Below are 21742 nucleotides of genomic sequence, written 5' to 3' on the forward strand. Positions count from 1 at the left end.
GAAAGTCTTACCTCAGGCAGTGTCCAACTTATTAAAAAGTACTGTTCAACTTTGCGTCAAATTATATTTCTGATTCTAATTTTTTAGATTTTAGTGTCCAAGTTTTGTTGACCAGTGCACTACCGAGCGCTTCGCGCCCACCTTCCCCACATGGGGAAGGCACAGAGGGAAAGCCTTCGAGCCGTATACTTTCAATTTAATAAGTGTATCATCGAAAAGAATTGATTTTTTAGGATTTGAAAAGCATTGGCTTTCCCCGGCGTTAGACCGGGGAGAGTACGCGCGGCTGGGCCGCGGGGGAGAGAGGCGGTTTGTTGAAATGATATGTTTTTGTATCAACCTCTATCGCCGGCCATTAGGCTTTATCATATCAACGTTATTACTACTAATTTCGACTCTTCCGTCACCCATGGTGACACCTTCCCTCCAGGGAAGGCACAGGGAGAAAGCACGTACAAAAACCTCGCACGGGCAATTGCCAACCCAGTGCGAGGCCTTTTCTTTATATCCTATATATACTTCTTAGTCTTCCGTACCGGCCAACTGCTTGCCCGGTTTTACAAAAATCCAGGCTACGATGGCTACGACGCCAAAGAGGGCCGTATACGTAAAGGCATTATTCCAGCCGTAATTGGTAACGAAGAAGGCCGTTACGATCGGCGCCAGGACGCCGCCAATGTTGCCCCAGAGGTTCATCCAGCCCGATACGGAACCGGTGTATTTGCCGCCCAGGGAAATAACCGTAGACCAGCTGGCGCTCATGGAGAAGCCCAAAGCACCTAAGGAAACGCTCATCCAGAAGATCGTTTCTGCTGCGCCGCTGGCCGTATTGGCTGCGACGAAGAGGCCCAAGGAGGTGACCGCAACGCCGGCAATGGCCGTGAGCGTACGCATGGTGTACTGGCGGTTGCTGTCCTTGCTGTGTGCCATTCTATCGGAAATGAAGCCTGCTACAAAGACCATGGCCATGAGTGCAATCCACGGGAAGGAAGCCCAAATCCCCATGGATTTCAAGGACAAGCCGTGTACTTCCGTGAGGTACAGAGGCAGCCAGGCCAAAAAGACGTACATAATATAGTCGACAATGAAGAACTGAATCCCAACAGCCCAAAACTGAGGCGAGCGGAGGAAGCGGCTCCACGGAGCGGTCTTCTTTTCGCTTGCAGCAGCGCGGCCTTCGTTGATGTAGGCAGCTTCTTCTGCGTTTACGTACGGGCTGTCTTTCGGATCATCACAGGCATAGCGATGCCAAACCCAGGCGAGGACACAGCCGACGAGGCCGAAGATGATAAAGACGGCGTTCCAGCCCAAAGCCGCCATGAGCGCTACTGTGACCATCGGTCCTACGACGGGACCAAAGAAAGTCCCCAAGAGGATAGCCGAGCTGGCCTTACCCTTTTCGTCCTTATTGAACCAGTTGAACGTAGCCTGGCCTAAAGACGGAAATACCGGTCCTTCACCGAGGCCAAAGGCCAAGCGGACAGCCGCAAAGCTCAGCTTGCCCTGGGCAAAGGCCGTCAGGGCCGTAAAGCCGGACCACCAAAGAATTGCGCCGGCACCGGTCTTGCGAAGACCAAATTTTTCAGCCAGCATGCCGCCAGGCACCTGCATGAGCGCATAGCCCGCAAAGAAACACGTCTGAAGAAAACCCATGTCCATTTTAGTAAAACCGAATTCCTGCATAATGACGGGTGTTGCTACGGACAGGTTGACGCGATCCATATAGGCGACAAAGCTGATGAGAAAAATAAGAAAGGCGATTTTCCAGCGAAAATTCGTCATTGTACGTTGTTTTGCCTGCGACACAGCCGCAGAGATTGTCTTTTCCATAAGCGCATACCCCTTCCGATACAGTTACATCGAACCGCTACTCCTCACTAATAACCGCCTCAGAGGGTACAAAAAACCCCTGCTGCCCTATATTAGAGCAACAGGGGCGATGTCTCGCGGTACCACCCTGTCATTATACTTCATGCCTTTTGACAGACAGCCTGTAACGCTGGCCAGCGGCTGTACCTAGGACTCCCGGGCATCTTCAGTACAGCGACTCCAGGGTGATGTCGATATGATACCTGTCCACCGGCATCTCAGCAGCGCCGGCTCTCTGTAGGACTATCCCCTACCATATCTTTTCCCTTTCTTCGTCTCTATGCGGCACTACAGATAAGCAGTGCTTGTATTAGTGAGTTGCGCTTATTATCCTCGAAAAAGGGGACCTTGTCAAGCAATTTTTTAAAACTTTTTCGGTTAAACGTTATATATCCTAACACATTAAACGATATACTTAAAATCAGCCCCTGTGAACTGCCTATTCGATAGCTGTAATGACACGTGCATCTGCAGCTTGCCGCAATGTGGCATCGGTCACTTCTTCGTTCCGGTCCATGTATACTTCGAGGGCCTGCAAATCCTCCCGGACCTGTACGTCGTGTACACCCGGGATGGACGCAAAGCGTTCCACCAAGGTCTGGAAGGCGGCGCCATCAGCCACGTGGACGAGCTTGTAATCAAGGCGTTCAATGCGGAAAATGACCGGCCGCGTGCCATCAGAACAGCAGGCGATCATCTGGTGTTCGTCGCGCATCCAGCCGCGCATGATAGAGCCGCCCTGCAGGCCCGTATAGATATAGCGGGCAATGGCGTCCCACGCTTCCGAACAGTGAGGCATAGCCGGACCGCCGGCCACGCCGTCTGCCGTGTAGCTCGTCTTTTTCAGCGTATTAAGGCCCATGTGCCAGAAATCATCCGTAAGGCCATAGCGTTCAAAGACAAACGTATCGCCTACGTTGTAGCACGGGCAGGCGCCGGACTGCGGGTCGGCACAGTAGGCTGCCTGTAATTCCGGATAGAGTTTTTTATCGATAACCGTGACTTTGACTTTGTATTGCATGAAAGCTGCCTCCTTTTATCTTTCTAAGAGCTTTTTACTCACAATGTATTGCCCAAACGATAGGCTTCCTTGGCAAAGGCCGTGCCCTCCAAATGGGCGGCATCAGTGCAGCCGTGGGCGTAGACGGCACCGGCGGCCTGCCAGCCTAAGTAGCGCATATCCGTCTGGAACCAAATGCGCATGCCGTCCATGAAGGACGGATCCGGATTGGACCCGGTCACGAGGAGGATGCATTTCTTCCCTGTGCCGCGGATATGGTCGTCAATGCCGTGATAGCGGTCGATGAGGGCCAGAAACTGGGCCGACGCGGCGTGGTAATACAAGGGCGTCGCGTAAATCAGGGCGTCTGCCTTTTCTATTTTTTTGTAAATGTCCGTCATAGCATCGTCATAGATGCATGGGTTCTTGCCACTTTCACAATGATTGCAGCCAATGCAGGGATGGACGTCCACAAAGGCCGCATCCACCCGGTCGACAGTATGACCTGCTGCGCGGGCGCCGTCTATGGCCTGTTCAGCCAAGTAATTCGAGCAGCCGTGACGGTGAGGGCTGCCGGTGATGACGAATACGTTCATATTTTTGTATCTCCTCTGTCCCCGCTTCGCGGGAATTTTTTTTTATATCCCCTCTATCCCCGCTTCGCGGGACTTTCTTTTGCCTATCCCCTCTATCCCCGCTTCGCGGGACTTTTTTGTATATCCCTCTATCCCCGCTTCGCGGGACTTTCCCCCTAAGGGAAAGCGATTGGATTATTCTATGTAGTAGACGCGGTGTTCTTTGCGTGCGGCTGCTTCGGGATGGGGGCAATCGGCGTAGCCTAAGACGCAATGGCCAATGCCTTCCCATTCGCCTTCGATGCCCAGCTTTTTCAGGAGTTCCTTTCCATAGGGGAGCTCAAATTCTTCTTTGGCCCGGTGAATCCAGCAGCTGCCGATGCCTTCGGAATAGGCGGCGAGCATGAGGTTGCCCATGACCAGGCTGCCGTCATAGACGTGGTTGACCCATGTCTTATCAGCCAGGACAATGAGTACGACCGGTGCGCCGTAGAAGGGGTCAAAGCCTTCGTCCCAGCCGCCGATTTTGCAGTTCAGCTTAGACAACTCGTCGCGGATTTCCTTGTTCGTAAGAGCAATAATTTTCGTCGCCTGCTTGCCCATGCCGCTGGCGGCGTAGAGGCCGGCTTCGATGATCCGGTCGACGACGTCGCACGGCACCATATCGGGTTTATACTTGCGGATACTGCGTCGTTCTTCCATCGCTTTTATCATGTCATTCATTTCAATTCCTCCCTTTCGGTGTTAAAATTAGATGTATTATATTTTGCAATCGCTGCGCCCTGTACGGCCTAGCCGGTCCGGGCGTATTTTGCCGTCCTTGCCTGGTACGGCAAATGCAGCCTAAGGAGCTGATTTCCATGATAGGAATTACAAAGGGCCAGATCGATCATCCGGACCGCATTCTTTCCTATTTCAAACGGGAGCTGCCCATTCTCGGTATCGTCACCGTGACGGGCCTCCTCTACAACCTCGGCCTCGGCGCCGGCCCATACTTCGAAGGCCTCATGGCCCAGTGTCTCTACGATATACTGCGCCACGACGCAGTCCCTATGGATATGGTGAAAATCGCTACAGCCTACGTCGTCGTCCTCGGCCTGGTCCAGGCCATGCGCGCCGGCAAGCGCTACAGCGTACGCATTTTTTCCGCCCAAATCAGCTGGATCATGCGCCACACGCTGTACCATTCCCTGGTGCACATGAGCCGCCACGAGCTGGGCCGGGAAAATCTGGGCAACCTCATGACCAAGGCCGTATCCGACGTCGATGCCTGCTCTGAGGGGATGCGGAAATTTACGACCGAAATCTTCGACACGGGCGTCGCCCTCGTAGTCTATTTCGTCATGCTCCTCGTCTACGACTGGCGCCTGACCTTTCTCGCCTGCTGCATGATTCCCGTAGCCTACGTCCTGGCCAACCGCCTGAAGCACGTCGTAAGCCGCGCCAATATTGCCTACAAGGGCGCCGAAGGACGCCTCAACCTGATGACCATGGACCGCATCAGCCACGCCTTGACGTACCGCATCAACGGCCGCGAGGCCCAGCGCAACGCAAGCTACGAAACGCAGCTCACAGCCTACGAAAAAGCCAGTGCCAAGGCCAACATCTTCGAAGGCAGCATGATGCCCATTTACAACGCCATCGCCATGGGCGGCATGCTCATGATCTTCTACTTCGGCGGCCGCAACGTCTTAGGCGATGGCTGGATGGCCTGGGACATTGCCAGCTTTACGACATACGTCGCCTGCTTTACAAAGCTCGCCATCAAGACCAGCCACGCAGCGAAGCTCTTCAACGCCGTCCAAAAAGCCCAGGTCTCATGGCAGCGCTTAAAGCCCCTCTTAGGCCTCCACGTCGCCCAAGCCGAAGCGCCCGCGCAGGCGGCACCAGCCCCGGCAGCGCCGGTAACCCTGACGCTCTCGGATGTAACCTGCCGCTACGACGCGGCGTCACCGTCCCTAGCGCACCTTTCCTTCACGGCAAAGCCCGGTGAAATCATCGGCATTACAGGCGTCGTCGCCTCCGGCAAGAGCATGCTCGGCAAGCTCTTCATCGATGAAGTCCCGTGGCGCGGGACAATCCGCCTGGGCGACCGCGATTTCCGGGACCTCACGCAGGCCGAACGGCGGTCGTACATTTCCTATATGGGCCACGAGCCAGAGCTCATGACGGCGACCATAGAGGAAAACATCGCCCTGGGCGATCCCATCGACGTCTGGCCCTATCTCCAAAGCGTCTGTCTCGACGAGGAAATTGCCGCCCTGCCGGACCAGGCCCAAACCGTAGCCGGCAGCAGCGGCACCCAGCTTTCCGGAGGCCAGCAGGCCCGTATCGCCCTGGCGCGGACCTTGGCCCACGTAAAGCCCATCGTCGTCCTGGATGACCCGTTGGCCTCGGTCGATCCCAAAGGGGAAGGCCGCATTCTGGCCAACCTGCGCGCCGCCGGCCAGGACAAGGTCATCCTCTACATTTCCCACAGGCTCCTCCATTTCCCGGACTTTGACCGGGTCCTCTTTCTCCACGACGGCACGGGCACGTGCGGCACCCATACAGAGCTTATGAGCCGCTGTCCCGCCTACGCCGAACTCTACCGCAAGCAAGCAGAGGGGGTCGATTACGATGCACGCTAAGAGAGCCGATTACACACCGGTAAAGGCCTCGGTCAAAGCCTCCCTAGAGGCCCATCCCCAGGCCGTCGTCGTCCTCATCGCCCTGATTACGGCGTCAGTCGTGACGAGCCTCTTGCCGCCCCTCGTCTTAAAGGAAGTCATCAACAGCCTCACGGCCGGCCAGGCGATCCCCTTTACGCTGGCCGGGCTCTACCTCTTTCTCGTCGTCGTAGCAGACCTCTTTGAAACGGCGCAAAACAGTGCCATTACCATTTTCGGCCAAAAGATTACGCACGGCCTGCGCTCTGTCCTCTGTGCCAAGCTCGACCGCCTGCCGGCAACCTATTTTACGACCCACCCGGCTGGGCGCATTACGAGCGTCTTCGTCAACGACGGCGACACCATCGACACGCTCTACTCCGACGGCGTCGTAGGCATGCTGGCCGACAGCTTCAAGCTCATCGGCATCCTCTTTATCATCTTCCACGAATGTCCCGGCCTGGGCATCCTTCTGGTCATCCTCACGCCGTTTCTCTTCGTCCTGACGCGCCATTTCCAGCGTTCTACCCTGTCGGCCCAGCGCGATAACCGCCAGGCCATTGGCCGCGTGAGCAACCACGTACCGGAAACGATCCGCAATATCCGCATGATCCACGTCCTGGGCAAGGAACGCTACATGGAAGACCGGTACGACACGTATATCAGCGAAAGCTATACAGCCGTAAACCGTTCCAATTTCTACGATGGCATTTACTCGCCCATCATCAAGACCATCCAGACCGCCGTCGTCGCCGTCATGATGATCGCCGCCGTGTCGGGCCTGGAGCTGCAGTCCCTCTTCGGCCTCAGCGTCGGTTCGGCTGTAGCCGTCATTGCCTACGTGGCCAAGATCTTCACGCCTATTGAAAATATCGGCATGGAGCTGCAAAATATCCAGACCGCCATTGCCGGCCTGCGCCACATCAGCGAATTTTTGAATGAACCGGAGCTCGTCCCGCCGGCCCCTGCCCGTCCCGTACAGGAAGACGCAGCTATCGTCTTTGACGACGTGACCTTCGGCTACGTGCCGGACCAGCCCGTGCTGCAGCACCTGTCCTTTACCATTGCGCCAGGAGAACACGTCTTTTTCCTGGGCCGCAGCGGTGCCGGCAAGAGCACCATTTTCCGCCTGCTCCTGGGCCTCTACACGCCGCAGGGCGGCTCCATCCGCCTCTTTGGCCGGGCGCCCGAGACGATTACGGCCAGAGAAAAACGGCAGCTCTACGGCTGTGTCGAACAGGATTTTAAGCCTGTCGTCGGCACGCTCCGCGAGCAGATCACCCTCTTTGACGCGGCCATTACGGACACGGCCGTATGGGAGGCTTTGCGCCTGGCCCGTCTGGAAGGTGTCGTCCGCGGACTGCCCAAGGGGCTGGACACGGACATGAGTCTGTCCCTTTTCTCACGGGGACAGCTTCAGCTGCTCTCTATCGCCCGGGCAATTGTCCTTTCGCCAAAGGTCCTGCTCCTTGACGAAATTACGGCCAACGTAGACAGCCAGACCGAACAGGACGTCCTCCAGGCCCTGGCCGCTGCGGCTGAGGGCCGGACGGTTCTTTCCATTTCCCACCGTTTGTCGACGCTCATGAAGGACAAGCGGAAAATTCACCTGACCTAGGAGGCACGCCCATGTCCCGTACACCGAAATATATCTTTGCCGGCGATTTCCGCGACTTAGAAAGCTACTTTGCCGCCTGTCCCCACAAGGACGTGTCCTTCCGCAAGGGCGACTACCTGTGGGAGCCCGGCGAGCCCTTCGACCGCATCCATTACATCCGCTCCGGCGTCGTCCAAAACTACCTGGTCCACGAGACGGGCCACCGGAAAATCATATCCTTTCACGCCGGCGGCACGATTTTCCCGGGCTTCCACTACCTGCACTACCAAATAGAGGAATCCCTCCTGAGTACGGCCATGACGCACGTCCAGGCCTACGAATACACGCAGGACCAGTTCGCCGCCATGTTCGCCGAAAACTTCACTCTCGTGCGCCACGTCATCGACTGGTTCTCGTCGTATACGAATCTCCTCATTTACGACAGCGGCCACCAGGAATACAACAGCTCCTTCGTGCGGCTCTGCAATCTCCTCTATCTCCTGAAGCTGAGCGATACGGGCCGGCAAAATCTCCTGCACGAGCTGACCCAGGAAGAGCTGGCCGATACGCTGGGCGTGAGCCTCATGAACGTCAGCCGCGGCCTGACGGAGCTGCGCCACCGCGGCATTATCGAGACCAAGCGCAAGGCCATTACCATCTTAGATGCCGACGGGCTCATGGCCCTCTGCTCCGGCGAAACACTGGCCCCGCCAACGACTACAGTATAGCAAACACGGATGTGCCGCTTCTACAACAAATGATGTACAACACAAAAAAACCGGGTCTCCTTATGCGGGAGAGCCCGGTTTTTACGTCTACCTGTCTATTCGTCTGTCAGGGGCAGGTCTTTGATTTTCTTGGCCGGCACACCGCCGACGAGGGTGTTGTCCGGCACGTCTTTCGTCACGACGGCACCGGCAGCGACGATGACGTTGTTGCCGATATGGACGCCGGCGACGATGGTAACGTTGCCGCCGATCCAGACGTCGTCACCGATGACGATGGGTTTGGCAATGCCCAGGTGCTTGCGGCGGCCGTCGCGGCTGAGTGGATGGTTCACTGTCGACAAGAGGCTGCCCGGGCCGATCCAGACATTATTGCCCATGCGTACCGGCGCAATGTCCAGGATGGTCACGCGATAGTTGGCGAGGAATTCGTCCCCCACGAAAATATTCTTGCCGTTATCGCAGTAAAAGCCCGGCAGGATATTCGGGTTCTTGCCGACACTGCCAAAGAGGTCGCGGATAGCGGCGTCCTTAGCGGCTGCATCTGTGACGGGAATGGCCTCCAAGCGGGCACAGCCCGTAGCGGCACTGAGCTTGCGTGCGTTTACCTCCGGGTCATTTACATCATAGGGCAGGCCAGCCTGCAGTTTTTCCAATTCCGTCATAGATATCCAATCCTTTCTTATTTGTACGCTTCTTCGAAAATAGTGAGATAGTCTTCATCCGACAGAGGCAGCGGGTCGGCTGTAATGTCGCCGCCTAATACTTCGTGGATGCGCTTTGGATATTTCTTCAGTTCGTCCCGCGTAATACCGGCGTCACTCATGCGCAAATCGGCGCAGCCTACGGAAGCGATGAGGTCGTCCAGAGCTTTGATGAAGTCCTTGCCACTCGTCGCGTCTGCGACGCCCATGGCCTTGGCCATTTTGATCATCTGTGGTTCGCAGGCCTTGCGGGAGGCGAAGAAATCGAAGTACGCATGGGACAGCATGATCAGGCCGGCGCCGTGCACGAGGTTGTCGTGGTAGCCGCCCATGGCGTGTTCCATCGTGTGCTGGGATGTGCAGAGCATGTAAAAGCCGGCCAGCGTATTGGCCAGGGCTACGTTGGCCCGGGCTTCCATGTCGTCGCCGTTGGCATAGGCCTTGGGCAGATTCTGGGCAATGAGTTCAATGGCCTTTAAGGCAAACATTTCGCCCATAGGATGTTCGTTCTTGCAGATCACCGATTCGGCGGCGTGGAAGAAGGCATCCATACCCTGGTAGGCCGTGAATTTCGGCGGTACGCTGCGCATGAGGTTGGCGTCGACGACGGACAGTGTCGGCAGCATAGACGGGAAGAAAATACCTGTCTTTTCCTGGGTAGCTTCGTTGGTGATGACCGAGGCCATGTCGACTTCCGAGCCCGTACCGGCAGAGGTCGTAATGGCTACGATAGGAGCCGCTGCGTTCGGTGCCTGTTTTTTGCCGCCGTTGACGGAGAGGCTGTAGTCCCAAATATGACCGGGGTTGGTCATCATGAGGGCAATGCACTTGGCGCAGTCCATGACGGAGCCGCCGCCTAAGGCGATGACGAAATCGCAGCCTGTCTGTTTGCCCAGAGCGGCGCCGTCCATGACGTTGTCGCTCGTCGGGTTCGGACGGATCTGGTCAAAGACTTCATAGGTTACGCCGGCCTGGTCCAGTTCTTTTTCGAGAGCCGCCAAGTAGCCGAAGCGTTTTGCCGACGTGCCGTTACTGATGACGATGAGGGCTTTTTTGCCCGGCAGTGCTTCGCTGTGCAGTTCCTGCAGTGTACCCGGCCCAAACAACACCTTGGCCGGCATGTGGAATGTAAAATGATACATATATCTTCTCCCCTTTTCTTTGTAATACGTAGGTTTCAGACAGGCTGTATGCCTGTCCTTTCGTGTATTATTGTAGCGAAAGGGGTAGAAAAAAACAGTGCCATAGATTAAGATTAATAGTGACAAATATTAACTTTAGTAGAGGTGAAAGCTATGCCAGAAGCAAGAAATGAAGCCGTCGCGGCGGCACTAACCGAGTTGAGCGAGCGTTTCCCCCACCTCCATTGGGATTTTCGGCCCGACCCGTCAGGCGGGCGGACGGAGCTCATTTCCCAGTGGCTGGGCGAAGCCGACGAGGACGTCATGCTCTGTGCCTTTCGCGGCGCCCACATCGATGAACGGTTCCACCGCCAGGATTTCTTTTTCCTCAACTTTGCCTACGGCGGCGATTACGATGCCCTGAGTGCGCGCTACAACAACCGCATCACCCTGCACTGCGGCGACTGCTACATCGGCCAGCCCTACAGCGGCTACGCCATGAAAAAGGACGGCCCGGAAGAAACGACCATCGTGGGCCTGCTCATCCAAAAGGAAGCCTTCTTCCGGGAATACTTGGAGCCCCTCTCGGCCGATACGGCACTCTTGCGCTTTTTCCTGGAGCCGCAAAAGAACAAATACGCCGATGAATTCATCCGCCTCACCCTCCCTGACGGCTCGCCCATTTGGCAGCTCCTGGACCTGATGCTGGTGGAATACGTAGAAAAGAAAGACGACAGCCAAAAAATCCTCAAGGCCCTGACCTTGTCGCTCCTCTTATACGTAGCCCGGAGCTATCACGCCGATCAGGAACCGGCGAGGCCCACGGCGGCAGAGGCCCTGTGCGACTACATTGCCCTCCACTCCGATACGGTGACCCTGCGCTCCCTGGCCAGCCACTTTGGCTATCATCCCGTCTACTTGTCGCGCCTCTTGCCAAGGCTCACGGGAAACCATTTTTCCACCCTCGTCACAGAGGCGCGCATGCGCAAGGCCGCCCTCTTTTTAGACAATACACAGCTGAGCATCGAAAAAATTGCCGCTCTCCTGGGCTATAAGGATAGCAGCAATTTCTACAGGGCCTACAAAAGCTATTACGGCACGACGCCGCGGCAGCAGGCGTAACGCTTAGGCGATGGTATAGCCCGCTGCTGCCAGGACAGCGAGGGCCCGGTCAAACTGTTCCGCCTTCGTAAAGACGTAGTCCGTATTGTATGTCGAGACGGCAAAGATGCCGATTTCGTTGTCAGCCAGGATGGTGCTGATCTTGGACAAAATGCCGATGAGGGAAAAGTCCAACACGCCTTCAATGCGGAAGGCCTGCCAGCCGGGATCGCATTTCGTCGCGTTAGCCGGTACGGCGGCAGACGGGCAGACGAGGGAGTTTTCTTCGTCCGTCTTACCGATAAAGCAGTATGGGCCGGTCAGATCGGTTTGGGAATAGTCTGTCACCTGGCAGACGGAAAAATCTACATGCAGTGGTTTTAAAATCATCGTGGTGCCTCCTTTTTCAGGTGTCCCCTGCTCCGTTTTTGCGGCGTAGCGGGGACGCTTTTTTTATGATACCACACAAACGATTTTCCGGCACCTCTATGCGCTGTATTCATTTTTAAATTTTAATTTAATCATCATTATTTTGAAATAAATTTAAGATTACGTGCATTTTACAATATTATTTTTAATTATTTTGCATTTTTATCTTTACAAATTAATAAATCGGGTGTAGAATGCAAAACATAGTTAAACGCTTCATGGAAAACGTTTAACGATTGAAAGTCCCTGCGCGTCTGAGGGGAGGCACAGGGACTGAGGGGAATTTGTCTTGCAAGGGGGAATTCACATGAAGAAGCACATTTTTCGAACCAAGTCCATCAACGAGTTCATGCTGGAAACAAAGCAGGACGGCGGCATGAACCGTGTCCTCGGTACGTTCGGCCTGACCATGCTCGGTATCGGCGCCATCGTCGGTACGGGGATTTTCGTCCTCACCGGCGTAGCGGCGGCCAACTTTTCCGGGCCGGCCCTGGTCATTTCGTTCATCATCGCAGCCTTAGCCTGTGGCTGTGCCGCTCTCTGCTATGCAGAGTTCGCAGCCATGGTACCGGTTGCCGGCAGTGCCTACACGTATGGCTACGTAGCCTTAGGCGAATTTTGGGCCTGGATCATTGGCTGGGACCTGTTGCTGGAATACGCCTTCGGCGTGTCTACCGTCGCCATTGGCTGGTCCGGGTATTTCAACAATATCCTCATGAATCTGGGCATTACGCTGCCCCACGCTTTGATCGCCGCTCCCTACGACGGGGGCATCGTCAACCTGCCGGCGGTCCTCATTCTCGTAGCGATTGCCGTCATCAATATCCGTGGCGTCAGCCAGAGTGCCTGGGTAAACAACATTATCGTCGCCATCAAGCTCGCCGTCGTCGGTATTTTCCTGGCCTTAGGCGTGAGCCATGTCGATGCTGCCAACTGGGTTCCCTTTATGCCCTATGGCCTGTCCGGTGTCCTCACAGGCGCTTCGATCATCTTCTTTGCTTACATCGGCTTTGATGCCGTTTCGACGGCTGCAGAAGAAGTAAAACATCCGCAGCGCGATCTGCCTCGTGGCATTATCCTTTCGCTTATCATCTGTACCATTCTCTACATCGCCGTTTCGGCCGTCCTCACAGGCATGGTTCCGTACCTGGCCTTCAAGACGACGGCGGCACCGGTTGCCTTTGCCCTGCAGGCTGTAGGCTACCACTGGGGCGCTGCAGCCGTTTCCGTCGGCGCCATTTGCGGCCTCACGTCGGTACTCCTGGTCATGAGCTTTGGCCAGAGCCGTATTCTCTTCGTCATGTCCCGCGATGGTCTTTTGCCGAAATTCTTTGGCCACGTCCATCCGAAATATAAGACACCGGTCCGCAGCTCCGTCCTGGTTTTCCTGTCGACGGCCATTACAGCCGGTTTCCTGCCCATCAATATCGTCGCTGAAATGACCAATATCGGTACGCTCTGTGCCTTCATCATCGTTTCGGCTGCCGTCATTATCCTGCGCAAAAAGGCTCCGAACCAGTCCCGTGCCTTCAAGTGCCCGCTCGTGCCGTACGTACCGGCCTTGTCCATCATTTTCTGCGGCATCCTCATTTACATGCTGCCCTTAGTAACACAAATCCGTTTCGTCGTTTGGCTGGCTCTGGGCCTGGTCATCTACTTTGGCTACGGCTACAAGCACAGCCTCCTGACGACCCTGCGCCGCAGTACGGCACCGGCTGCGGAAGAGACCGCACCGGTCCTGCCAGAAGGCGAAGAAACGCGCACCATCAGCATGCACTAAAAGTATTTCCTCGAAGTATCCACTTCCGTAACCCGGACCCGGACAGCCATCCCCGCTGTCCGGGCCCGGTCTTTTTCTATTTCTATCCGGGACAGCGCAAATAGAGGCCCGGTATGGTTTCTTCGGCCAGGTTGTGCAGGGTGAGCTGGAGGAGGCTGACCTGCACGTCGGCGGCGGAGAGTTTGGTCCTTACGACCAGCTCGTCCAGGGGGCGGGCTTCGCTTTCGCTGAGGGCTTCCCAGACGGCTTTCCCGGCGTCCGTCAGGGCGACTGCCGCAGTTGTTTTTTGCCCGGCTTCTTCGCTCTCCCAGCCGTATTCGTCGAGGACGTCGGCGGCTTCTGTGAGGATGGCGGCGCCCATGCGGATCAGATGGTTCGTCCCCTGGCTCTGCGTGGAAAAAATACTCCCCGGTACGGCAAAGACGTCGCGGCCTTCTTCGAGGGCAAAGTCGGCCGTAATGAGGGAGCCGCTCCGCAGGGCTGCTTCGACGACGATGACACTGCGCGAAAGGCCGGCAATGATGCGGTTGCGGGCCGGGAAATTTTGGGCCACAGGCTCGCTGCCAAAAGCAAATTCCGTTACGATGGCCCCGCCCTTTTCACAGATTTCGGCAAAGAGGCGCTTATTTTCCGGCGGATACGTCCGGTCCAGGCCGCTGGCAATGACGACCAGCGTCTGTCCCTGTACGTGCAGGGCCCCCTTGTGGGCCTTCGTATCGATGCCGCGGGCGCCGCCACTGACGATGGTCACGCCGTTGCGGGCCAAGGTTTCTGCGACGTGGCGGCTCACGTTGAGGCCGTACGGGCTGGCCTTGCGGGAGCCTACAATGGCCACGCGTTTGTCCGTCTCCGCCAGGGTTCCCTGATAAAAGAGGACTGCCGGTGCGTTGCACGTTTCCTTCAGCAAATAGGGATATTCTTCATCACGCCAGGTCACGAGGCGGGCTCCATAGCGCTTCAGGTCCGCTTCCTGCCGGTCCCAGTCAAAGCGGCGGCGCGCTGCGTCGACGGTGGCGCCCAACTTGCTGCCTAAGGCCGCGACCCGGATGACCTCCTCTGCCGGTGCCGTCCAGGCCGCCCGGGCACTGCCAAAGTAGTCTACGAGACGGCGGATGCGCCGCGAGCCCAGTCCCTTCAGGGCCTGCCAGGCCGCGGTGTAGCGCTGTTCGTCTGTCCACGTTTCCATAGGTTTACGTCCTCTGCAGTTTATTGCGGTAGCTCACGGCCTCGCCGACGTGCTTGGCTTCGATGTCGCGGTCACCGGCCAGGTCGGCAATGGTCTGGGAGACCTTGATGATGCGGTCGTAGCTGCGGGCACTGAGCTTCAGGCTGTCGAAGACCTGCTGCAAGAGCTCCTGCGCCTCTTTTGTAATGTGGCACGTTTCCCGTAATTCGCGGTGCCCCATGTGGGCATTGCAGACCAGGTGGTACGGTGCCAGCCGTTCCTTTTGGCGCTGCCGCGCGGCGAGGACCCGTTCGCGGATGGCTGCCGACGATTCCTGGGGTACCGCCGAGACGAGCTCAGCGTACAAGGGCCGGTTCACTTGGACGTGCAGATCGATGCGGTCCAAAAGGGGCCCGGAAATCTTACGGACATAGCGGCGGATTTCCCCGGCCGTACAGGTACAGATTTCGTCGGAGCCGTAATTGCCGCAGCAGCAGGGATTCATGGCGGCGACGAGCATGCAGCGCGCCGGATAGGTAAGGGACGCGTTGACCCGGGCAATGTGGACCTGGCCGTCTTCCAGGGGCTGGCGCATGACCTCCAGGACCGAGCGGGGAAACTCGGGCAGCTCGTCCAAAAAGAGGACGCCGTTGTGGGCCAGCGTCACTTCACCGGGCTTGGGGATCGTACCGCCGCCGATGAGGCCGTTCGAGGAAATGGTGTGGTGCGGGCTGCGGAAGGGCCGTTCGGTCATCATGCGGTCCTGGCGGAAGAGGCCGGCTACGGAGTAAATCTTGGTCACCTCCAGCGATTCCTGCAAATTCATAGGCGGCAAAATGGACGGCAGGCGCTTGGCCAGCATGGTCTTGCCCGACCCGGGCGGGCCGATCATGAGGATGTTGTGGCCGCCGGCGGCGGCGATTTCGAGGGCCCGCTTGGCCAGGAACTGGCCTTGGACCTCAGAAAAATCGGCACTGTAGACGTGCTCCTCCGGTGCTACACTGGCTACGGCAGCGGGCTCTAGTTTCTTCGCTTCTGTCAGGTGGCGGATGACCTGGCGCAGGGACGTGACGGCGTAGACGGTCATATCCTTGCAGAGCAGCGCTTCGGCTGCGTTTTCCTCACTGACAAAGACCGTGTGAAAGCCCTCGTCCATGGCCTGAATGAGCATGGAGAGGATGCCGTGGACCGGGCGGATATTGCCATCTAAGGAGAGCTCGCCCACAAAGAGGCAGCCTTCGGTCTTGGCCGGCGGGATCTGGCCGCTCGAGACCATGATACCTATGGCAATGGCCAGGTCGAGGCCGGTACTGTCCTTTTTCAGTTCTGCCGGCGCCAGATTCAGGGTAATGCGGCGCATAGGAAACTCATAGCCGCTGTTTTTCATGGACGCCCGGACGCGTTCCTTCGACTCCTTTACGGACGTAGCCGCCATGCCGACGATTTCAAAGGCCGGCAGGCCGTTGGCAATATCCGTTTCTACTGTAATCATATTTCCCTGCAAGCCTAAGATGGTGGCTCCATAGACACGTGCAAACATTCGTCCTCCTCAGCGTCACAGCCAAAAGGCATTTTTAATGTGATTCAATTTCAGCTCTTGCCGCGGGTCCTGAATAATCTCGATGACGTCAAAGCGGCACGGCCGGTCCCAGCCATGGTGGTAATACAAATAGGCCTCGGCTGTGCGGCCAATTTTGCGCTGCTTCCGTTTTTCTACGGCTTCAGACGGCCAGCCGTAATAAAAAGACGTCCGCGTCTTGACCTCGATAAAGACCCACGTGTCGCCGTCCTTGGCGATGATGTCGATTTCGCCGGTCGTCCTGCCGTAGTTGCGGTCCAAAATCGTATAGCCGCACTGCTCTTCCAAATAGCGGGCCGCTGCGTCTTCACCGCGCTGGCCCAGTTGTTTTTCTTTATTCAGCACGTTTACTCACCTCGCTGGGTCCACTATAGCAAAGGAATCTGAGAAGCGCCTGAAAAGGAGATGAGAATCGTCTGAGAGAGATGAAAAGAAGATTAAAATAAAATGAGAGGAGCATTAAAAAAACAGCCCTGCCAGAGTATTCCTGACAAGGCTGTTTGCTTATTTCATGTGCAATATGAGATAAGCCATGATGCCGGCCATAATGGCAATGGAGATGATGCGGATGAGCGTGCCCGAATTGAGCTTCTGCTGCGGGCGCTTACGCCGCGGCGGTTGCTGTGGCTCCGACGGGACCCGCACGATGCGGCGCCGGCGGCGGACCCGCATAGGACGGACATTGGGCTCGTCCTTTATACTCCCGGCCATGCCATTTCCTTACCGCCCAGGATATGGGCATGCATGTGGTGCACCGTCTGGCCGGCTTTTTCACCGGTGTTGAAGACGACGCGATAGCCGTCCTGGGCCAGGCCCAGCGTTTCAGCTACTTTCTGGATGGCAAAGAGCATCTTGCCGGCTACTGCCGCATCGTCCGGCGTGAGGGCCGCAATGCTCTGAATGTGTTTCTTCGGAATAACCAGTACGTGTACCGGTGCTACAGGGTTGATATCCTTGAAGGCGAAGAAATCGTCGTCTTCGTATACCTTGGTGCTCGGAATGTCACCGGCAATGATTTTGCAGAATAAGCAGTCTTCCATCTAAATCTCCTCCTTGATCGTACCTAGTAATGTATTGCCATCTGTGCCGGTTACGGCAACTGTTACGATGGCCCCCTCCTGATCAGGTGCCAGGCCGCTGACGCTGACGCGTTCGTAGTTTTCCGAAAAGCCTTCGCCTGTCGTGTGGTCTTGTTTTTCAATGAGCACGTGAACCGTAGAGCCGACCATGCTTTCCAAAAGCTCGTGCTTCTGGCGGGCCGACAGTTCCTGTACGCGTTCGACGCGCTGCTTCTTTACCGCCGTTTCCACCTGGTGCGCCATGGTCGCCGCGGGCGTACCGTGACGGGGCGAATAGGGGAAGGCGTGAATGTGAGAAAATTTCAAGCGTTCCAGCGATTCCATCGTTTCTTCAAAGAGCTCGTCCGTTTCGCCGGGGAAACCGAGGATGAGGTCTGTCGAAATGGTGAGGTTTTGAATCTGCTGGCGCAAGGTATCGATGAGGTCGAAGAACTCGGCCTTCGTATATTTGCGGTTCATGGCCTTCAAAATCGTATCCGAGCCGGACTGCAAGGGCAGGTGCAAATGGGGGCAGACGCGGTCTGACTCGTTCATGACCGCCATCAGGTCCGGATCGACTTCGATGGATTCAATAGAACCCATGCGGATGCGCTGTACGTCCGTTTCGGCCAGGAGGCGGCGCAGGATGAGAGCCAGCGTCGGCTTTTCCTCCAGGTCCTTGCCGTAGGCGCCGAGGTGGATCCCCGTGAGGACCAGCTCCTTAAAACCGGCTGCGACGAGGCGTTTGGCTTCGGCTACGACGGCATCGGGCTGGCGCGACTTGAGGGCGCCCCGCGTGTAGGGAATGATGCAGTACGAGCAGAAATTATTGCACCCTTCCTGAATTTTCAGGTCTGCCCGCGTGTGTTCTACAGCCGAGGGATACAAGGGAATTTCTTCAAATGTATCGGCCTGGCGCACATTGTGCACGGCGGTTACGGCGTCACTGTCAGCGTGGCCGCCGCGGCCGAGGAGCATTTCCACGATGGGCACGATGCGTTTCTTTTCGTTCGTGCCGATGACGGCATCGACGTCGGGCATGGACGACAGCAGCTCCGGATCGAGCTGGGCATAGCAGCCCGTGACGACGACGGCCGCCTGGGGATTCATTTTCTTCGTGCGGCGAATGAGCTGGCGGGATTTCTTCTCCCCTACGTGCGTAACCGAGCACGTATTGATGACGTACACGTCGGCTGGTTCATGAAATTCTTTTTCTGTATAGCCGGCCTCCATAAAAAGGCCGCGCAGGCTGTCTGTGTCATACTGGTTGACACGGCAGCCGAGAGTGGCAAAAGCGATGGTTGGCATTACGTAAATCCTCTTTCATACATAATAATGGACAAGGCCGCAAGGGCCGCCGTTTCGGCCCGCAAAATGCGCGGTCCCAGAGAGACCGTGGCACAGGCGGCGAGTCGTGCTTCGGCCAGGGCGATTTCTTCGGGCGCAAAGCCCCCTTCCGGGCCGATGCAGATGACGACGTCGCCGGTCTGCACGCTGGCGCACACGTCCCGCAAGGGGCGCGTTTCCCGTTCGTAGGGAATGAGAAAGGGCTTGTCGCCGTAGTCCCGGACGAGGCCCTCAAAGGAGACGACGTCGCCGATCTGCGGGATATCGTTACGGCCGCACTGCTTGGCCGCTTCGGCAGCAATTTTCTGCCAGCGCGCACAGCGATCCTTGCGGCGCGCATCATTTAATTTTACAACACAATGGGCCATTTGTACAGGAACGACGCGGCTCACGCCGAGCTCGGCGGCCTTTTGGACGACCCATTCAAACTTGTCGTTTTTTAGAAGGCCTGCTGCCAAAATGACCTCGCCCTGCCGTTCTTGTCTCGCTTCCAGAAGCTCTAGGGGCTCGAGCGTTGCCTGACGGCCGTCGCTTGCCGTAATGCGGCAGGAAAAGGTCTGGCCCGTACTGTCCGTCACGGCCAGCGTATCGCCTACGCGGTGGCGCAGGACGGTCATGACGTGACGCGTATCGTCCGGGCTCAGCAAAAAAGGCCCGCTAATCGGTGTATTCGTAAAAACTTTTCGCATTCAGTCTCTCCTCAGGCGGACGGCATACCAGCCATCGCGCAGTGTGTCAGCCACCCAGGTGTAGCCTTCCTTGGCCGCAGCCTGGCGGATTTCTTCAATACGGTCGTCGATAATGCCGCTGACGATGATTTCCGTCCCGGTCTTGCAGTAGCGCTGCATAGACGGCAAGAGGGCCAGGACGGCGTTGGTGACCAGGTTGGCCACGATGACGTCGGCTGCAGGGCCGTCTTCGGAAATGGCGTCGAGCAAATCGCTGTTTAAGACTTCGACGACGTTTTCTACATTATTTAAGTCCACGTTGACGACGGCCTGGTTCACGGCCTGGGCGTCGAGATCGACAGCCGTCACGTGGGCAGCGCCCAGTTTGGCCGCGGCAATGGCGAGGATCCCCGTGCCCGTACCGATATCGTAGACCAGGGAATCGGGCTTTACGACCTCTTCCAAATAGGCGATACACATGCCCGTCGTCGCGTGCAGGCCGCTGCCAAAGGCGACGCCCGGGTCAATAGTGATCACTGCATCACCGGCTGGCGGCGTCATCGTTTCCCACGCCGGCTGGACCCAGAAATGAGGCGACACCTTTTGGGCGTGGAAATAATCCTGCCACGTATAGAGCCAGTCCTTGTCGTTGGCCTCCTTAGAGGACAAATGCCAATGGCCCAGGCGCGAATCACGGCTCTGGAGCTCGCGCAGCTTGTTGCGGACCTGCTGCTCTGCCCCGCTATCGCTGGCGGAGAAATACGCCGTAATGCGGACGTCATCGCCGCGGTTTTCGTCATCGTGCAAAACCGTACCCTGACTGCCGCATTCACACAAGATCAGTGAAGCCAAGTCGGCATAGTCCTGCGGTACGATGAGATCCATCTCTTTATATTCCATGGTATATTCCCCCGTTTCTATGACAAATCGTTAATAGCTGTTTACAAGAAATATTATACCATATTTCAAGCCGTATAATGTAAAAGAACCCGGGACAAAAGCCCGGGTTCTTTTCATATTAGAATTAGATAATATAGAACCACGTTTCATCGTTTTCATCTGCCACAGGCTCTACAGCCTTCTTATCCGCATCAAAGCGCAGCTCCTGATTCTTGACGCTGACCTTGGTGCCCGGCGCGACGGACTTGGTAATAAAGACGTTCCCGCCAATGACGGAGCCCTTGCCGATGACCGTATCGCCGCCCATGATGGATGCGCCGGAATAAATGGTCACGTTGTCTTCAATGGTCGGGTGACGCTTTTTGTGCTGCAGCTTGCGGCCGTCCTTGAGGGACAAGGCCCCTAAGGTCACGCCCTGGTAGAGCTTGACATGCTCGCCAATAATCGTCGTTTCGCCGACGACAATACCCGTACCATGATCGATGAAAAAGTACTTGCCAATCTCCGCCCCGGGGTTGATTTCGATACCCGTCTTGCTGTGGGCATACTCGGCCATGACGCGGGGAATAATGGGAATCTGCATCTTGTACAAAATATGGGCAATGCGGTGAATGGAAATGGCAAACAAACCGGGATACGAGAAAATAACCTCCGCCTTGCTCTCTGCCGCCGGATCCCCTTCAAAAATAGCATCAATATCCGTTTCGATGTACTCGCGGATCTTAGGAATCGTCTTCAGCAGCGTCAGCGTCGCCTGCTCCGCCCGGTCCTCGACATGATCGATTTCCACATTCTGCGTCATCCCCTTGTAGCGCAAGGCAATGGCAATCTGCTTCGTCAAATTATACGCCACATCTTCAATCACTACGGTCAGGTTATTGCCAATATCATAAAACCGGTACGTCTTGTCCTTCACATAACCGGGAAAAATAATCCGCAGCAGCTTATCGACAATAGAAACCACCGTCTTCTTAGACGGCTTATTGAAAATATCCAGCTTATCGACCTCACGATTCCCCTCATACGTATAATCCGCCAAAATACTATCGACAACCCCTTGAATCTGACTCGTCATTAATTCCCCCATACTACCGCTCCTCTTCTTTACCTGATTAGTTAGTAAAATAATACTTTTATAGTACACTTTTAGTCACGTATTGTCAAGATAGGTACTGGTATTGAGAATGAGAGGCAGAAAGAGCAATAATATAATGAAAACAAGGGCTGAGAAGTAACTCTCGGAAACCTTTTGTTGGGTTCAGAGAATGAACACCCTTATGCCGGCAGTTGTGTTTGTTTTATACTTACACTATACAAAGAAATTTAGGGGCTAAAAACGCACACGATACTACTCACTCTTGGGAACAGCGTAAGTTGGGGGAACTAATTGTAGAATACCAAGAAAAAGTAGATGCCAATTGCAAGTTTCCTGTCTTGACTTCCTCAAAAACCGAGGGAGTAGTTTTACAAGAAGAT

At 56.1% G+C, this 21742-nt stretch carries 21 protein-coding genes; 5 read left to right on the plus strand and 16 right to left on the minus strand.

The annotated features are described in order from the left end of the window. Positions 1–522: 522 nt before the first annotated feature. The 4 genes from H8J70_RS10710 to H8J70_RS10725 all read right to left on the minus strand — a co-directional run bounded on the left by H8J70_RS10710 (position 523) and on the right by H8J70_RS10725 (position 4167). Positions 523–1830, minus strand: coding sequence for an MFS transporter (locus H8J70_RS10710; RefSeq protein WP_186504286.1), 1308 nt, complete (start codon positions 1828–1830; stop codon positions 523–525). Between the two features lie 478 nt (positions 1831–2308). Then, positions 2309–2890: a TIGR04076 family protein gene (locus tag H8J70_RS10715; RefSeq protein ID WP_186504287.1), complete on the minus strand. Its 582-nt coding sequence runs from the start codon at positions 2888–2890 to the stop codon at positions 2309–2311. Positions 2891–2928: 38 nt separating this feature from the next. Then, positions 2929–3465: a flavodoxin family protein gene (locus H8J70_RS10720; protein ID WP_186504288.1), complete on the minus strand. Its 537-nt coding sequence runs from the start codon at positions 3463–3465 to the stop codon at positions 2929–2931. 174 nt (positions 3466–3639) lie between these two features. Further along, positions 3640–4167: a nitroreductase gene (locus H8J70_RS10725; RefSeq protein ID WP_186504289.1), complete on the minus strand. Its 528-nt coding sequence runs from the start codon at positions 4165–4167 to the stop codon at positions 3640–3642. A gap of 137 nt (positions 4168–4304) precedes the next feature. On the opposite strand from H8J70_RS10725, the gene H8J70_RS10730 reads away from it, so the two are divergent. Genes H8J70_RS10730 through H8J70_RS10740 form a run of 3 tightly spaced genes read left to right on the plus strand, consistent with a single transcriptional unit; the run spans position 4305 to position 8417 of the window. Next, positions 4305–6074: an ABC transporter ATP-binding protein gene (locus tag H8J70_RS10730; protein ID WP_186504290.1), complete on the plus strand. Its 1770-nt coding sequence runs from the start codon at positions 4305–4307 to the stop codon at positions 6072–6074. Further along, positions 6064–7710 (plus strand): ABC transporter ATP-binding protein, encoded by a 1647-nt coding sequence (locus H8J70_RS10735; protein ID WP_186504291.1) that lies wholly within the window; start codon positions 6064–6066, stop codon positions 7708–7710. Before H8J70_RS10730 ends, H8J70_RS10735 begins: the two co-directional genes overlap by 11 nt. 11 nt (positions 7711–7721) lie before the next feature. After that, the gene (locus tag H8J70_RS10740) at positions 7722–8417 is read left to right on the plus strand and encodes a Crp/Fnr family transcriptional regulator (protein WP_186504292.1); all 696 of its coding nucleotides are present in this window, start codon (positions 7722–7724) and stop codon (positions 8415–8417) included. Positions 8418–8512: 95 nt separating this feature from the next. Here the strand turns inward: H8J70_RS10740 and H8J70_RS10745 are convergent, their stop codons facing one another. Further along, positions 8513–9079 (minus strand): sugar O-acetyltransferase, encoded by a 567-nt coding sequence (locus tag H8J70_RS10745; protein WP_222433690.1) that lies wholly within the window; start codon positions 9077–9079, stop codon positions 8513–8515. 17 nt (positions 9080–9096) lie between these two features. After that, positions 9097–10260 carry an iron-containing alcohol dehydrogenase gene (locus H8J70_RS10750; protein ID WP_186504293.1) on the minus strand — a complete coding sequence of 388 codons (1164 nt, stop codon included), beginning with the start codon at positions 10258–10260 and terminating at the stop codon, positions 9097–9099. 153 nt (positions 10261–10413) lie between these two features. Between H8J70_RS10750 and H8J70_RS10755 the strand changes: the two genes are divergently transcribed. Further along, a complete protein-coding gene (locus H8J70_RS10755) occupies positions 10414–11361 on the plus strand; it encodes a helix-turn-helix transcriptional regulator (protein WP_186504294.1) in 948 nt (315 codons plus the stop codon). Between the two features lie 3 nt (positions 11362–11364). On the opposite strand, the gene H8J70_RS10760 is transcribed toward H8J70_RS10755, so the two are convergent. Continuing rightward, on the minus strand, positions 11365–11730 hold the full coding sequence (locus H8J70_RS10760) for an ACT domain-containing protein (protein WP_186504295.1): 366 nt from the start codon (positions 11728–11730) through the stop codon (positions 11365–11367). A 346-nt stretch (positions 11731–12076) separates the two neighbouring features. Here H8J70_RS10760 and H8J70_RS10765 point away from each other — a divergent pair, with 346 nt between their 5' ends. Beyond that, on the plus strand, positions 12077–13549 hold the full coding sequence (locus tag H8J70_RS10765; protein WP_186504296.1) for an amino acid permease: 1473 nt from the start codon (positions 12077–12079) through the stop codon (positions 13547–13549). An 82-nt stretch (positions 13550–13631) separates the two neighbouring features. Here H8J70_RS10765 and dprA read toward each other — a convergent pair whose 3' ends face one another. From dprA to epsC, 9 genes are all read right to left on the minus strand, one after another. Continuing rightward, the gene (gene dprA, locus H8J70_RS10770) at positions 13632–14735 is read right to left on the minus strand and encodes a DNA-processing protein DprA (protein WP_186504297.1); all 1104 of its coding nucleotides are present in this window, start codon (positions 14733–14735) and stop codon (positions 13632–13634) included. Positions 14736–14739: 4 nt separating this feature from the next. Continuing rightward, positions 14740–16254, minus strand: a complete 1515-nt coding sequence (locus tag H8J70_RS10775; protein ID WP_186504298.1) for a YifB family Mg chelatase-like AAA ATPase — start codon at positions 16252–16254, stop codon at positions 14740–14742. Between the two features lie 15 nt (positions 16255–16269). Continuing rightward, positions 16270–16638 (minus strand): YraN family protein, encoded by a 369-nt coding sequence (locus H8J70_RS10780; protein ID WP_288201607.1) that lies wholly within the window; start codon positions 16636–16638, stop codon positions 16270–16272. A gap of 159 nt (positions 16639–16797) precedes the next feature. Continuing rightward, positions 16798–17004, minus strand: a complete 207-nt coding sequence (locus H8J70_RS10785; protein WP_186504299.1) for a hypothetical protein — start codon at positions 17002–17004, stop codon at positions 16798–16800. Further along, the gene (locus tag H8J70_RS10790; protein ID WP_186504300.1) at positions 16989–17333 is read right to left on the minus strand and encodes a histidine triad nucleotide-binding protein; all 345 of its coding nucleotides are present in this window, start codon (positions 17331–17333) and stop codon (positions 16989–16991) included. Before H8J70_RS10790 ends, H8J70_RS10785 begins: the two co-directional genes overlap by 16 nt. Continuing rightward, entirely contained in the window at positions 17334–18659 is a 1326-nt protein-coding gene (mtaB, locus tag H8J70_RS10795) for a tRNA (N(6)-L-threonylcarbamoyladenosine(37)-C(2))-methylthiotransferase MtaB (RefSeq protein ID WP_186504301.1), read from the minus strand. Beyond that, a complete protein-coding gene (locus tag H8J70_RS10800) occupies positions 18659–19387 on the minus strand; it encodes a 16S rRNA (uracil(1498)-N(3))-methyltransferase (RefSeq protein WP_186504302.1) in 729 nt (242 codons plus the stop codon). The genes mtaB and H8J70_RS10800 overlap by 1 nt, the downstream gene beginning before the upstream one ends. Continuing rightward, positions 19388–20266 (minus strand): 50S ribosomal protein L11 methyltransferase, encoded by an 879-nt coding sequence (gene prmA / locus H8J70_RS10805; protein WP_186504303.1) that lies wholly within the window; start codon positions 20264–20266, stop codon positions 19388–19390. 124 nt (positions 20267–20390) lie between these two features. Continuing rightward, positions 20391–21353, minus strand: coding sequence for a serine O-acetyltransferase EpsC (epsC, locus tag H8J70_RS10810; RefSeq protein ID WP_186504304.1), 963 nt, complete (start codon positions 21351–21353; stop codon positions 20391–20393). Positions 21354–21742 lie beyond the last annotated feature (389 nt).

The organism is Megasphaera hominis (assembly GCF_014269395.1).
Classification (GTDB): Bacteria; Bacillota; Negativicutes; order Veillonellales; family Megasphaeraceae; genus Megasphaera; species Megasphaera hominis.

Excerpts from the sequence above, each read along its gene's own strand:
- H8J70_RS10720 (WP_186504288.1), bottom strand. The coding sequence starts at position 3,465 with ATGAACGTATTCGTCATCACCGGCAGCCCTCACCGTCACGGCTGCTCG.
- H8J70_RS10750 (WP_186504293.1), bottom strand. The coding sequence starts at position 10,260 with ATGTATCATTTTACATTCCACATGCCGGCCAAGGTGTTGTTTGGGCCG.
- H8J70_RS10785 (WP_186504299.1), bottom strand. The coding sequence starts at position 17,004 with ATGGCCGGGAGTATAAAGGACGAGCCCAATGTCCGTCCTATGCGGGTC.
- H8J70_RS10715 (WP_186504287.1), bottom strand. The coding sequence starts at position 2,890 with ATGCAATACAAAGTCAAAGTCACGGTTATCGATAAAAAACTCTATCCG.
- H8J70_RS10740 (WP_186504292.1), top strand. The coding sequence starts at position 7,722 with ATGTCCCGTACACCGAAATATATCTTTGCCGGCGATTTCCGCGACTTA.
- dprA (WP_186504297.1), bottom strand. The coding sequence starts at position 14,735 with ATGGAAACGTGGACAGACGAACAGCGCTACACCGCGGCCTGGCAGGCC.
- H8J70_RS10710 (WP_186504286.1), bottom strand. The coding sequence starts at position 1,830 with ATGGAAAAGACAATCTCTGCGGCTGTGTCGCAGGCAAAACAACGTACA.
- H8J70_RS10800 (WP_186504302.1), bottom strand. The coding sequence starts at position 19,387 with ATGCGAAAAGTTTTTACGAATACACCGATTAGCGGGCCTTTTTTGCTG.
- H8J70_RS10725 (WP_186504289.1), bottom strand. The coding sequence starts at position 4,167 with ATGAATGACATGATAAAAGCGATGGAAGAACGACGCAGTATCCGCAAG.
- prmA (WP_186504303.1), bottom strand. The coding sequence starts at position 20,266 with ATGGAATATAAAGAGATGGATCTCATCGTACCGCAGGACTATGCCGAC.
- H8J70_RS10745 (WP_222433690.1), bottom strand. The coding sequence starts at position 9,079 with ATGACGGAATTGGAAAAACTGCAGGCTGGCCTGCCCTATGATGTAAAT.
- H8J70_RS10765 (WP_186504296.1), top strand. The coding sequence starts at position 12,077 with ATGAAGAAGCACATTTTTCGAACCAAGTCCATCAACGAGTTCATGCTG.
- mtaB (WP_186504301.1), bottom strand. The coding sequence starts at position 18,659 with ATGCCAACCATCGCTTTTGCCACTCTCGGCTGCCGTGTCAACCAGTAT.
- H8J70_RS10790 (WP_186504300.1), bottom strand. The coding sequence starts at position 17,333 with ATGGAAGACTGCTTATTCTGCAAAATCATTGCCGGTGACATTCCGAGC.
- H8J70_RS10775 (WP_186504298.1), bottom strand. The coding sequence starts at position 16,254 with ATGTTTGCACGTGTCTATGGAGCCACCATCTTAGGCTTGCAGGGAAAT.
- epsC (WP_186504304.1), bottom strand. The coding sequence starts at position 21,353 with ATGGGGGAATTAATGACGAGTCAGATTCAAGGGGTTGTCGATAGTATT.
- H8J70_RS10735 (WP_186504291.1), top strand. The coding sequence starts at position 6,064 with ATGCACGCTAAGAGAGCCGATTACACACCGGTAAAGGCCTCGGTCAAA.
- H8J70_RS10730 (WP_186504290.1), top strand. The coding sequence starts at position 4,305 with ATGATAGGAATTACAAAGGGCCAGATCGATCATCCGGACCGCATTCTT.
- H8J70_RS10755 (WP_186504294.1), top strand. The coding sequence starts at position 10,414 with ATGCCAGAAGCAAGAAATGAAGCCGTCGCGGCGGCACTAACCGAGTTG.
- H8J70_RS10760 (WP_186504295.1), bottom strand. The coding sequence starts at position 11,730 with ATGATTTTAAAACCACTGCATGTAGATTTTTCCGTCTGCCAGGTGACA.